Source organism: Janthinobacterium breve (genome assembly GCF_051380895.1).
Lineage (GTDB): Bacteria > Pseudomonadota > Gammaproteobacteria > Burkholderiales > Burkholderiaceae_D > Janthinobacterium.
The window spans coordinates 1-11,962 of the sequence record NZ_JBNYXY010000012.1 but is presented as its reverse complement, the minus strand read 5'-3'; the positions used below and the strand labels follow the sequence as shown (position 1 = coordinate 11,962).

Annotated in this window: 9 protein-coding genes and 2 pseudogenes; 7 read left to right on the top strand and 4 right to left on the bottom strand. The window is 61.9% G+C overall.

Annotated elements, in window-relative coordinates; translation table 11 throughout:
* Positions 1 to 106: 106 nt before the first annotated feature.
* Together ACQ4W0_RS23550 and prfB are read right to left on the bottom strand one after the other, a co-directional pair.
* Positions 107 to 655, bottom strand: a pseudogene (locus ACQ4W0_RS23550) (HAD family hydrolase); the annotation flags it as partial.
* A gap of 2 nt (positions 656 to 657) precedes the next feature.
* A protein-coding gene (gene prfB, locus ACQ4W0_RS23545; protein WP_152284547.1) for a peptide chain release factor 2 occupies positions 658 to 1,762 on the bottom strand; the annotation gives its coding sequence in 2 pieces (ribosomal slippage) (positions 658 to 1,680 and positions 1,682 to 1,762; 1,104 coding nt in all).
* 201 nt (positions 1,763 to 1,963) lie between these two features.
* Here prfB and ACQ4W0_RS23540 point away from each other — a divergent pair.
* Positions 1,964 to 4,009, top strand: a complete 2,046-nt coding sequence (locus tag ACQ4W0_RS23540) for a bifunctional 2',3'-cyclic-nucleotide 2'-phosphodiesterase/3'-nucleotidase (protein WP_436578953.1) — start codon at positions 1,964 to 1,966, stop codon at positions 4,007 to 4,009.
* Between the two features lie 5 nt (positions 4,010 to 4,014).
* Positions 4,015 to 4,509, top strand: a complete 495-nt coding sequence (locus tag ACQ4W0_RS23535) for a tetratricopeptide repeat protein (RefSeq protein ID WP_436578952.1) — start codon at positions 4,015 to 4,017, stop codon at positions 4,507 to 4,509.
* On the opposite strand, the gene ACQ4W0_RS23530 is transcribed toward ACQ4W0_RS23535, so the two are convergent.
* Entirely contained in the window at positions 4,506 to 4,919 is a 414-nt protein-coding gene (locus tag ACQ4W0_RS23530; RefSeq protein WP_436578951.1) for a hypothetical protein, read from the bottom strand. The genes ACQ4W0_RS23535 and ACQ4W0_RS23530 overlap by 4 nt on opposite strands.
* A 24-nt stretch (positions 4,920 to 4,943) precedes the next feature.
* Positions 4,944 to 5,852 (bottom strand): hypothetical protein, encoded by a 909-nt coding sequence (locus ACQ4W0_RS23525; protein WP_436578950.1) that lies wholly within the window; start codon positions 5,850 to 5,852, stop codon positions 4,944 to 4,946.
* Positions 5,853 to 6,228: 376 nt separating this feature from the next.
* Between ACQ4W0_RS23525 and ACQ4W0_RS23520 the strand changes: the two genes are divergently transcribed.
* From ACQ4W0_RS23520 to ACQ4W0_RS23500, 5 genes and pseudogenes are all read left to right on the top strand, one after another.
* Complete coding sequence (locus ACQ4W0_RS23520; RefSeq protein ID WP_436578949.1) at positions 6,229 to 7,386, top strand: ABC transporter substrate-binding protein; 1,158 nt, start codon at positions 6,229 to 6,231, stop codon at positions 7,384 to 7,386.
* A 93-nt stretch (positions 7,387 to 7,479) separates the two neighbouring features.
* Positions 7,480 to 8,370 (top strand): branched-chain amino acid ABC transporter permease, encoded by an 891-nt coding sequence (locus ACQ4W0_RS23515; RefSeq protein ID WP_436578948.1) that lies wholly within the window; start codon positions 7,480 to 7,482, stop codon positions 8,368 to 8,370.
* Positions 8,371 to 8,377: 7 nt separating this feature from the next.
* Positions 8,378 to 10,321, top strand: a complete 1,944-nt coding sequence (locus ACQ4W0_RS23510) for a branched-chain amino acid ABC transporter ATP-binding protein/permease (RefSeq protein WP_436578947.1) — start codon at positions 8,378 to 8,380, stop codon at positions 10,319 to 10,321.
* Between the two features lie 10 nt (positions 10,322 to 10,331).
* On the top strand, positions 10,332 to 11,054 hold the full coding sequence (locus tag ACQ4W0_RS23505; RefSeq protein WP_436578946.1) for an ABC transporter ATP-binding protein: 723 nt from the start codon (positions 10,332 to 10,334) through the stop codon (positions 11,052 to 11,054).
* Between the two features lie 602 nt (positions 11,055 to 11,656).
* Positions 11,657 to 11,962, top strand: a pseudogene (locus ACQ4W0_RS23500) (ShlB/FhaC/HecB family hemolysin secretion/activation protein); the annotation flags it as partial.

Sequence of the window (11,962 nt, the reverse complement as noted above, 5' to 3'; positions counted from 1 at the left end):
ACAGTGCGTCGACGTCGAGTGCGGAGAAATCCGGCACGATGGCAATCACGTTGTCGAATGCGGCAAACGCTTCGGCCGGCAGGGTGGTGGTGAGCACCACGACGCGCATGCCGGCACGGCGCGCCGCTTCCACGCCCAGGGGCGCGTCTTCAAAGACGATGCAGTCTTGCGGCAGCGCGCCGGCCAGCTGCGCGCCTTTCAGGAAAACGTCCGGATGCGGCTTGCCCCGTTCCACGTCGGCGGCGCCGACGATGGCGTCGAAGCGATGCCGCAGGTCCAGGCCGTCGAGCGTGAACGCGATGTTCTCGTCCGGCGCGGCCGTACCCACCACCAGTCCCACGCCGTTCTGGCGCGCGCTGGCGATCAACTGGCCGAAACCGGCCACCGTGGCCAGGTGCGGGCCATACAGTTCGCGGTAGACGACTTCCTTTTCAGCCAGCAGCGTGACATGGTCGGCATCCTCGCCCAGGTACTTGGCGATGATTTCGCGGCCTTGCCGTCCTGCCGTGTCACGGAAAAAGGCGTCCGCATCCAGCACATGGCCCTGGCGTTCAAAGAACGCCAGCCACGATGTCGTGTGGAAGGCCATGTTGTCGACGATCGTGCCATCCATGTCGAACAGGAAGGCACGCCGGGCTGGAACGGATGCATTCATCCTTACACGCCTTGCTTGAGCGAGGCGGAGATGAATTCGTCGATGTCGCCATCGAGCACGCCCTTGGTATTGCCCGTCTCGAAGCCGGTGCGCAAGTCCTTGATGCGGGACTGGTCCAGCACGTAGGAGCGGATCTGGTGACCCCAGCCCACGTCCGTTTTCGAGTCTTCCAGCTTTTGCTGCTCGCTCATGCGCTTGCGCAGCTCATGTTCGTACAGCTTGGCTTTCAGCATTTCCATCGCTTCGGCGCGGTTGCGGTGCTGCGAACGGTCGTTCTGACACTGCACCACGATGCCGGTCGGCGCATGGGTCATGCGGACGGCGGAGTCGGTTTTATTGATGTGCTGACCACCGGCGCCCGACGCGCGGTAGGTATCGACGCGGATATCGGCCGGGTTGACGTCGATCTCGATCGAATCGTCGACTTCCGGATACACGAACAGCGATGTAAACGAGGTGTGGCGGCCGTTGGCCGAGTCGAATGGCGACTTGCGCACCAGGCGGTGCACGCCCGTTTCCGTGCGCAGGAAGCCGTAGGCGTGATCGCCCTCGACCTTCAAGGTGGCCGTCTTGATGCCGGCAACCTCGCCGTCGGACTGCTCCAATATTTCGACCTTGAAGCCCTTGCGTTCGCAATAGCGCAGGTACTGGCGCAGCAGCATCGAGGCCCAGTCCTGGGCTTCAGTACCGCCGGCGCCGGCCTGGATATCGATGAAGCAGTTGTTCGGGTCCATCGGATTGTTGAACATCCGGCGGAACTCCATGCTTTCGATGACCTTGCGGATTTCCTGCACGTCCTGCTCGATCGCTTCCAGCGTCTCGTCGTCGCCTTCTTCACGGGCCATGTCGAACAGGTCGCGGGTGTCGCGCAGGTCGGCATCGGCCTTGGTCAGCGTGAAGACGATGGCTTCCAGCGCCTTCTTCTCTTTACCGAGGTCCTGGGCGCGCTTGGGATCGTTCCAGACGGTCGGATCTTCCAGTTCTTCGTTGACTTGCTCTAGTTTCTCCGACTTGACAGTGAAGTCAAAGATACCTCCGAAGTTCGGCTTCGCGGACCGTCAGGTCGTTCAGCAGGGCGGAGATGATATTGATGCGTTCGGCTTCCATAATGTTCTGGTCTTCTATGGTGAAATCAAACCTTGAATTATACGCGAGCGCGGCGGGTTTTCGCTGCCGCTGCGGCGCAATTGCTGCTGCACAGGGCAATAAAATGACTATTTTGCTGTATTTGCGACAATATTTTTGCCTTGATGAGCGCTGCCGTGCTGCGTATGATGCGGGCGATATTGTCTTTCCACAGGAACACTCATGTGCCAACCCCTGCGCCAACTCCCCCGTCTCGCCCTGTTACCGCTGCTGCTGGCCGGCTGCGGCGCCTTGCCGCCCGCCGCCATCGGGCCTGCCCGGGCGCCTGTCGCCGCGTCGGCCGGTAGCAGCGCCACCCTGGCCCTGCTGGAGACGACGGACTTGCACGCGAATGTGCTCAGTTATGATTACTACAAGCTGCAGGCGGAACCGTCGATCGGCCTGGAACGCACGGCGGCGCTGATTGCCCAGGCGCGTGCCGAATTTCCGAACAACCTATTGCTCGACAACGGCGACACCATCCAGGGCACGGCGCTGGCCGACTACCAGGCCCTCGTCAAACCGCTGGCCTGCGACCAGACCCTTGCTATCTACAAGGCCATGAATTTGCTGAAGGTGGACGGCGGCGGCATCGGCAACCATGAGTTCAACTATGGCCTGGCGTTCTTGAGCCAGGTGACGGGCAACCAGTTCGATGTCGACAGCGTCGATGCGGCCAAGCCGCGCTGCGCCGGCCCCGCGTTTCCGCAAGTGCTGGCCAACGTCTACAGCGTCAAGACGGGCAAGCCCCTGTTTGCGCCATACCACATCATCGCCAAGCAAATCACGGCGACCGGCCCCGATGGCAAGGCCGTGACCAGTACCGTGAAGGTGGGCATCATCAGTTTTGCCCCGCCCACCATCATGGCCTGGGACAAGCGCTGGCTGGAAGGGCGCGTGTATACGCAGGGCGTGCGCGAGACGGCGGAAAAATTCATCCCCGAGATGCGCGCCAGGGGCGCCGAGCTGGTGGTGGCCATTTCGCACGGCGGCTTAGATAGCAGCCCATACTCGCCCACCATGGAAAACGGCAATTACTACCTGTCGCAAGTGCCGGGCGTGGACGCCATGCTGATCGGCCATTCGCACCAGCTGTTCCCGAACGCCAGCAGCACGGTGCCGCAGTTTAATTTGCCCGGCGTCGACAAGGTCAAGGGGCTGGTCAACGGCGTGCCTACCGTGATGGCCAATTTGTGGGGCAAGCACCTGGGCGTGATCGGTTTGCGCTTGCGCCACGACGGCAAGCAGTGGACCGTCGACAAGAGCGCCACAACGGTGGAAGCGCGCGGCATCCAGAACGTGGACAAAAGTTATGTCGCGCCCGATGCGGCCATCGCCACACTGGTGGCCGAGGAGCACGCGGCGACGATTGCCTACGTGCAGACGCCCGTGGGCGCCACGGACTTCCGCATGTCGACGTATTTTGCCGACGTGGGCGATGTCAGCGCCATCGAAGTGGTAAACCAGGCGCAATCTGGCTACCTGGCCGCGTATGTCAAAGCGAACTTGCCGCAGTACGCGCACTTGCCCGTGCTGTCGATGTCGTCGCCATTCAAGAGCGGCTCGGCCGGCGTGTCCGACTACACGGACGTCAAGGCGGGCAATGTGGCGCTGAATAACGCGGCCGACCTGTACCTGTACCCGAACGCGCTGTATGGCGTGAAGATGAATGGCGCGGAACTGAAAGCCTGGCTGGAGCAGTCGGCGCAGCGTTTCAATACCATCGATGTCAACAAGGCGGAGCCGCAGGAACTGGTCAACTCGGCCCATCCGAGCTACAACTTTGACGCCATCACCAGCGCCGACGTGCGCTACCAGATCGACGTCACGCAGCAGCCGGGCCGGCGCATCAAGGGTCTCACCTACCAGGGCAAGCCAATGGCCGCGACGCAGGAATTTCTGATTGCGACAAATAACTACCGCGCCAGCGGCGGCGGCAATTTCCCTGGCCTCGACGGCAGTAAGACGGTGGTGGCCTCGCCCGACAATAACCGTGAACTGCTGATCGCCTACGTCACGCAAGAGAAAAACCTGACGCGCGCGAAAAACGGCTCGGCGCGCAGCTGGCGCTTCGCCAAAGTGGCCACCAAAGGCCCGGTGGTGTTCCACTCGGCGCCGAATGTGATCGACCTGGCGCAAGCGGCCGGCATCGACAACGTCACGCAACTGAAGGCCGACGATGGTGCGGGCAAGGGCTTTGCGCTGTACCAGCTTGACCTGTCCAAATGAAGCTGGTGGTGTGGTTGTTGGCGGCGGTACTTGTCTCCCCCTTTGCGTCGCCCCTGGCGTCGTCGGTACCTGACCTCACGGCCCAGGCCAAGGCCTTGATGCGCGCCGGGACAGCGTCCCAGCCGCAGGCGCGCGCGCTGTTCGAACAGGCGGCGGGGCAGGGCAGCGGTCCCGCAGCGTACTATCTGGGCCTGATGCTGAAAAATGGCATGGGCGGGCCGCAGGACAGCGCCGCCGCGCTGCGCTGGCTGGAGCTGGCGGCCTGGCGCAACGTGGCGCCGGCCATGTTCATCGTGGCGAACCTGCTGCTGGACAGTGACGTGGAAAAGGCGCGCTATTGGCTCGACGCCGCCTGCGATCTTGGCTACCCTGAAGCGCTGCAGCAGAAATCCGTGGCCCTGGCCGAAGGGCAGATGGGCTACGCGCACAACGAGGAGCAGGGCCACCTGTACCTGATGATGGCCACGCATGCGATGGGACACCGCCCGCCGGAACCTTAGGTCTTCTCGTCCTTCTTTGACTTGGCCCGCAAGCTGGCTGCCGCCTCGCCGATGGCGAGCGGGTCGCGCGACAGGATGGCCGCGCCCAAGTCGACCAGCCTGGCCGCCGCGGCTATGGCGGCCTTCACGTCGGCGATGCGCTTGAGCTGCAGCTTGCCCTTGGCGATGGCGCCCTCGATATCGCCGCGCGCCTGTTCCGCGCCTGCTGCGGTCAGGTAAATGCCATACGCGCGAAACAGGGCCACCATCTGGTCCAGGTGATTTTCATATTGCTCCAGCAGCGCGCGCTCGTCCGGCGTCAGCGCTTCCCGTTCGCGGATGCGCAATTCCAGCACCAGGCTTGATGCCTGCGCCAGGCTGTCGGCGATGGCGTAGCTTTGGTCTTTCGTCAGTTCGGTCAGTGGGGCCATGGGATACTCCAGTGTGCGCGCCGCTTACCAGCGGGCGGGACCATAGAAAACAGCCTGTTTTTGCAGCGTGGCGACGTCGCGTGCAAACTGCGCCAGCTGCCGCTCCAGTTCGGGCGCCTGCGGGCGGTCGAGATTGGTCCGCAGCGCGGCCACGCTGGCTTGCAGCGCGTCGACGGCGGCGACATACGCGGCGACGATCTTTTCCCTTTCCTGCAATTGCCGCCCTTCCAGGTGCAATCGCGTGCGGATGTAGTTGGCGGCCAGCGGTTCGCGCGGCGCGGCGTTATCGACGGCGCCGCGCAGATGGGCCAGGTCGCGCAATTCATCCTGCAAGCCTGCGCGGTAGCTGCGCTGGGCATACTCCTTGAGCGCATTGCTGACGATATCGACGGCTTCCTGCTCGTCGAGCAATTCGCGCAAGGCTGATTGTTGGACGCGCTGGGTGGCCAGGCGGCTCAGGTGTTCGCTCAATTTGACGACCTTGGCCAGCTTGTCCGCATCGAGCAGGGGCGCGCCGGCGTCCGGCTGTGCCAGGCCGCCCAGCGAATCGCCGAGTCCGCCGAACTCTTCTTGGTAGACGGGAAGCTTGTCATCGGCCAGCGCCGCCAGGGTGTGGGCATAGCGCAGCAGGACGTCGTTCAGGCTGGCGACCGACGCGCTGGCCTGCGCGATGGCGGCGCAATCGGCGCGCGCCGCCTGTTCGCTGGCTTGCGCATCGAAACGCTCGGCCAGGATTAAACGCTTGCGCATGGCCTTGCCCATGCAGCTGTGGACGCCGCCCGCCAGCATGGGTTCGAAGTTGACCGACATTTTTTGTGTCTGTTCGGCAAAGGTGCGCACGGGCGCCAGGTCGGTGGCGCAGCCGCCCAGCAGCAGGCTGGCGGTGGCGCAAAGAAGCAGGGCGGAAACGGATGAGTTCTGCGGGCGCTGCATATGGCCTCCATGCGGTAGCAGTGGCTGATCGGGCCTGCGCGCACGCGCTGGCATGGCCGACTTTAGCATGCTGGACAGTGCCAATATTGCGCCAGATCAATGGCTTGGTGAATCGCCGAGCTCGCCTGCTTGCCTGTGGTGTTTTTCCGCGGATTGTTGCGCGATGGCGCAGGTGCGCCAATTTGCCCCATATTTTCCTTACAAAAGACTGACATGGGGCAGGCAATTCGGTCTTTTCTGCATGTTGCGATGCGTCATATGTAGTTGTTGCTGGTGCATGTTTACTCACCTACAATGATTTATCGATGGGGCGGTTATCCAGCGTACGACTATAAAAATAAGTGGCATTAAAAACGTTGTATCAGAGGAGATGACAATGAATTTGAAACAGAAATTGCTCGTGGCAAGTTTGGTTTTGGGTTTCTCGCAAGCGGCAGTCGCAGCCGACCCCATCAAGATCGGCGTGTCCGGTCCGTTCACGGGCGGTTCCGCGCCGATGGGCGTGTCGATGCGCGACGGCGTCAAGCTGGCGGTCGCTGAAATCAATGCCAAGGGTGGCGTACTGGGCCGTTCGCTGTTGCTGATCGAGCGCGATGACGAAGCGAAGAACGAACGCGGCGTGCAGATCGCCCAGGAGCTGATCAACAAGGAAAAGGTCGCCGCCACCGTCGGCTACATCAACACGGGCGTGGCCCTGGCTTCGCAGCGCTTCTACCAGGAAGCGAAAATTCCCGTCATGAACAATGTGGCGACGGGCTCCATCGTCACCAAGCAATTCGCCGACCAGCCGGAAAACTACATCTTCCGCAACGCGGCCAATGACACCATCCAGTCCGGCATGATCGTGCACGAGGCCATCGAGAACCGCAAGTTCAAGAAAGTGGCGATCCTGGCCGATTCCACCAACTATGGCCAGCTTGGCCGGGAAGACCTGGAAAAGGCGCTGGACAAGAAGGGCATCAAGCCCGTTGTCGTTGAAAAATACAACATCAAGGACGTCGACATGACGGCCCAGTTGCTGAAAGCCAAGCAGGCGGGGGCGGAAGTGGTGCTGACCTACGGCATCGGCCCGGAATTGGCGCAGATCGCCAACGGCATGGAAAAACTGGGCTGGAAAGTACCGCTGATCGGCAGCTGGACCCTGGCCATGGGTAACTTCATCGACAACGCGGGCAAGAACGGCAATGGCACGCGCATGCCGCAAACCTTCATCCAGGATGCCAGCACGCCGAAGCGCAAGGCCTTCATCGATGCCTATGTGGCCGCCTACAAGCCATCGGGCGGACGCATGCCATCGGCCGTCTCAGCCGCGCAAGGCTACGATTCCATCTACCTGCTGGCTGCCGCCATCACGCAGGCCGGCGGCACGGATGGTCCGAAAGTGCGCGCCGCGCTGGAAAACCTGACGGACAAAGTGGAGGGCGCCGTGACCACCTATAACAAGCCGTTCAGCAAAACCAACCATGAAGCGATCACGGCCGAGCTGACCGTGTTTGGCGAAGTCAAGGACGGCAAGGTCGTCCTTGCCAAATAAGTCCGGCTAATTCCAAGTATCTAGCCGCGAAATGGCCAGCCTTGAGGAATCAGGACTGGCCATTTTTTCATCTTTCGTCTTCCGGGGAATACCATGGAAATCTTCCTGCAGCTCGTCTTCAGCGGCATCGCGCTTGGCATGATCTATGCCGTCATCGCCTTCGGCTATCAGCTGACCTTTGCCACTTCAGGCACCCTCAATTTCGGCCAGGGCGAATCCTTGATGCTGGGCGCGCTGGTGGGCCTCTCGCTGGTGGGCACCATCCATGGCGGCCCGTACATGAGCTATTTGCTGATGGTCCCCATCGTCATCGCCTTCGGCGCCTTGCAGGGCGTGTTCGTCGAATGGATAGGCGTGCGGCCCGCCATCAAGATCAAGTCCGAATTCGGCTGGATCATGTCGACCATCGCGCTGGCCATCATTTTTAAAAACGTGGCGGAAAATATATGGGGCAAGGATGACCTGATGTTTCCGTCGCCGCTGTCGGCGGTGCCGTTTCAGGTGTTTGGCGCCAATGTGCAGCAGATGCAGGTGGCGGTGATCGTCGGCGCGCTGGCCATCATGCTGGCCGTCGAAGTGTTCAACCGCAAATCGATCTACGGCAAGGCCGTCGTGGCGACAGCCAACGATCGCGACGCGGCCGGTTTGATGGGCATCAATACGGGCATGGTGATCACCTTTTCCTACGCGCTGTCGTCGGCCACGGCCGCCTTTGCGGGCGTGCTAGTGGCGCCGCTGACCCTGACGGGGGCCACCATGGGCGCCTCGCTGGGCCTGAAAGCGTTTGCCGTGGCGATCATTGGCGGCCTGACGTCGGGCGTGGGCGCCATCGTCGGCGGCCTGATCCTGGGCATCGCGGAAACGACCACCGGCTATTACATTTCCACCGGTTACAAGGAAGTGCCTGGCCTGCTGCTCCTGCTGCTGGTGCTGGCCGTCAAGCCATCCGGCCTGTTCGGCAAAGCCGCGATCAAGAAAGTCTGAGGATCACATGAACAAGAAAATCACCATGCTGGCGCTGAGCGCGGCAGGCCTGGCCGCGCTCGCGTTGTTCCCCATCGTCATTCCGAACCCCTACTACATCCACCTGGCCGAGACCATTCTGATCTATGCCATCCTGCTGTTCGGCCTCGACATCGTCGTCGGCTATACGGGGCAGGTATCGCTGGGTCACGCGGGCCTGTTCGGCATCGGCTCGTACGCCACGGGCGTGCTGGTGTTCAAGCTGGGCTTGCCGTTCTGGCTGGCCATCCCCGCCAGTATCGTGGGCGCGGCCGCCTTTGGCGCCATCCTGGCCTTGCCGGCCCTGCGCGTGACCGGCCCTTACCTGGCCATGGTGACCCTGGCCTTCGGCACCATCATACAAATCCTGATCAATGAAATGAGCTTCCTGACGGAAGGGCCGATGGGCATCAAGATCCACAAGCCCGTCTTGTTCGGCCACAAATTGAGCGAAGTGGAGTACTACTACATGGTCGCCGCGCTGATGGTGGTCTCGCTGGTGGTCGTGCACCGCATTTTAAAGTCGAACCTGGGGCGGGCGTTTGAAGCATTGCGCGACAGTCCCATCGCCTCGGACTGCATGGGCGTGTCCGTCTATCGCTATAAAGTGTATGCGTTTGTCATCAGCGCCGGTTTCGCGGGCCTGGCCGGCAGCCTGTATGCGTATTCGGAAGAATACATCTCGCCCAATACCTACAACTTCGAGCTGACGATCTTGTTCCTGCTGGCCGTCATCATGGGCGGACGCAAGACGCGCTCGGGCGCCTTGATCGGCGCCTTGATCGTCGTCATGCTGCCCAGTTTGCTGGCCGACATCGAGTTGTTCCGCAAGATCGCCGTCAGCGCCGCCGTGCTGGGCGTGATCGGCTCCGCCTTCATGCTGGCGAAAAAACGCTCCACCGTGCGCGGCGTGCTCGTGCCCCTGGTCGCCACCATCGGCCTGGCTGCGTTTTCCTTTAAACTGGAGAACATGATCGACTGGCGCCTGACCATCTTCGGCCTGATGACTTTATTTGTCGTGTACTACCTGCAGGACGGCATCGTCGGTTTCCTGATGAGCTTTATCGGCAAGGGCCGGGGCCATGTGCAGGCCGTCGCTTCGCATGGCGTGGCGCCTTTTGACCACGCCCAGGGCGGCCAGCGCGGTGAAACGCTGCTGCGCGTGGACCAGGCCCTGATGCAGTTCGGCGGCCTGAAAGCGCTGAACCAGGTGGACCTGAACGTCACGCAAGGCTCCGTGCATGGCTTGATCGGGCCGAATGGCTCGGGCAAGAGCACGATGATGAACGTGCTGACGGGGATCTACAAGCCGACGGCGGGCAAGGTGGAATTCGCCGGCGCGGTGATCTCCGGCCGCACGCCGTCCGAAATCGCCCTGGGTGGCGTGGCGCGCACCTTCCAGAACGTGCAGCTGTTCGGCGAGATGACGGCGACCGAGAACGTGCTGGTAGGCTTGCACAACACCTTTAAATCGAATGTACTGGACGTGATGCTGCATACGCCCCGCTACAAGCGCGAAGAGACGGCGGCGCGCGAGCGGGCCGCCAGCATCCTCGAGTTCGTCGGCCTGGCCGACCTGGCCAACGAAGAGGCGCGCAATCTGCCGTATGGCAAACAGCGGCTGCTGGAAATCGGCCGCGCACTGGGCCTCAACCCCCGTTTGCTGCTGCTCGACGAACCGGCGGCGGGCCTGACGGCGCCCGACATCAAGGAACTGATGGCCATCATCCGCAAGATCCGCGAACACGGCATCACCATCATCCTGATCGAGCACCACATGGATGTGGTGATGGCCCTGTCGGACGTGGTGACGGTGCTGGACTTCGGCCAGAAGATCGCCGAAGGCGTGCCGAGTGCCGTGCAGAGCGATCCGAAAGTGATCGAAGCCTACCTGGGCGGCAGCGCCGAAACCCTGGCGCCAGCGGCGCACTGAGAGGAAGACCATGCTGACCATTCAAAATCTGCACGCCGCCTACGGCAAAGTCGAAGTCTTGCACGGCATTTCGCTCGACGTCCCGAAGGGCAAGCTGGTGACCCTGATCGGCTCGAACGGCGCCGGCAAGACCACCACCATGCGCGCCATTTCCGGCATGCTGAAACCGAAATCGGGCACCGTCACACTGGGCGGCAAGGATGTCACAGGGCTCGATTCGCACCGCATCGCGCGTGCCGGCCTGGCCCATTCGCCGGAAGGGCGGCGCGTGTTCGCCTCAATGTCGGTGACGGACAACCTGCTGCTGGGCGCTTTCCCCCGCTTTACGCGCGCACGCCCGAAAGGCGACATCAAGGGCGACCTGGACAAGGCCCTGGAGCTGTTCCCCCGCCTGAAGGAGCGGCGCGACCAGCTGGCCGGCACGCTCTCGGGCGGCGAGCAGCAGATGCTGGCCATGGCCCGCGCCGTGATGCTGAACCCGGAAGTGATCCTGCTGGACGAGCCGTCGATGGGCCTGGCGCCCATCCTGGTGGAGGAAGTCTTCCGCATCATCACGCGCCTGAAGGCCGAAGGCGTGACTATGCTGCTGGTGGAGCAATTCGCCGCCGCCGCCCTGAACGTGGCCGATTACGGCTACGTGCTGGAAAACGGCAGCATTTCAGTGCACGGCCCGGCCGAGAGTTTAAAGAACGATCCGAAGGTGATCGCCGCGTATCTGGGGGGAGGGCATTGAGAGGACGTTTGACGCGCATCTCCAGCTCACTGCACTGACGATTGTGTCAGTGCAGTAGATTAATTGGTAGTGTCAAATCATGGCTTGACGTATTTGCTTCGATCACCGCAGCGGCACGCTCGCGCCGGTCCGCTGCTGCAGTTGCTGCCAACGCAGGCAATTATTATATAGGACGACATCCGGCCGCGCCACCGCTGCGGCCGCGCGCACCGGACCTGCCTGAGTTCAAACCCGGCGATACCGTCGCCTTCACCGACAAGTACCTGGCGTACGCGTCGGCACCATTATCGGCATGAACACCACAAGCTGCTGCCTGCTGTGCGATGGCGGGCAATGGCGTGTGGCGCCGTCACTGCTGTGGGAAATCATCGATTTAAAACGTAGCGCTTATTGGCAAATCGACCAGAAACTGCTTGATCGACGCGCCGTTTGAGCATTTTGCGCGCCAAACTCGCCAGGAAAGCGAATCGATGAGCACTTTCCTAATATAAAAAATAAAGATGGTCAAGTTTTAGAACGGAACTGTTACAGTATAGGAACTATTAAATTAATATATGGCAACTTTGCCTCCCACCGCTGATTCTGTGATCGAGAGGATTTTTTTGCGCGCCAAACTCCTGCCCCTGCCCCTGACCTTGCTGCTGTTGATCCAGAACGCGTACGCTGTCGATCCTCCCAGCGCCGGCAGCCAGCTGCAGCAGATTCCGGTCGCGCCCCAGCTACCCAAGGCGGCACCGGCCATCCGCGTGCAACAGGGCAATGTGCCGGCCACCACGCTGGGCGATACCACCCGCATCACGGTGCAGCGCCTGCAGGTGACGGCGCCGCCCGTGTTTCCTGAAAGCGAATTGATCGCCAGCACGGGTTTCGTGCCGGGCAGCGAGCTGACCCTGGGCGAGCTGCGCGCC

What these genes read in the sequence shown, in the direction of transcription:
- ACQ4W0_RS23510 (WP_436578947.1), top strand. Translation starts at nt 8,378, where the DNA reads ATGAACAAGAAAATCACCATGCTGGCGCTGAGCGCGGCAGGCCTGGCC.
- ACQ4W0_RS23505 (WP_436578946.1), top strand. Translation starts at nt 10,332, where the DNA reads ATGCTGACCATTCAAAATCTGCACGCCGCCTACGGCAAAGTCGAAGTC.
- ACQ4W0_RS23540 (WP_436578953.1), top strand. Translation starts at nt 1,964, where the DNA reads ATGTGCCAACCCCTGCGCCAACTCCCCCGTCTCGCCCTGTTACCGCTG.
- ACQ4W0_RS23515 (WP_436578948.1), top strand. Translation starts at nt 7,480, where the DNA reads ATGGAAATCTTCCTGCAGCTCGTCTTCAGCGGCATCGCGCTTGGCATG.
- ACQ4W0_RS23525 (WP_436578950.1), bottom strand. Translation starts at nt 5,852, where the DNA reads ATGCAGCGCCCGCAGAACTCATCCGTTTCCGCCCTGCTTCTTTGCGCC.
- ACQ4W0_RS23530 (WP_436578951.1), bottom strand. Translation starts at nt 4,919, where the DNA reads ATGGCCCCACTGACCGAACTGACGAAAGACCAAAGCTACGCCATCGCC.
- ACQ4W0_RS23520 (WP_436578949.1), top strand. Translation starts at nt 6,229, where the DNA reads ATGAATTTGAAACAGAAATTGCTCGTGGCAAGTTTGGTTTTGGGTTTC.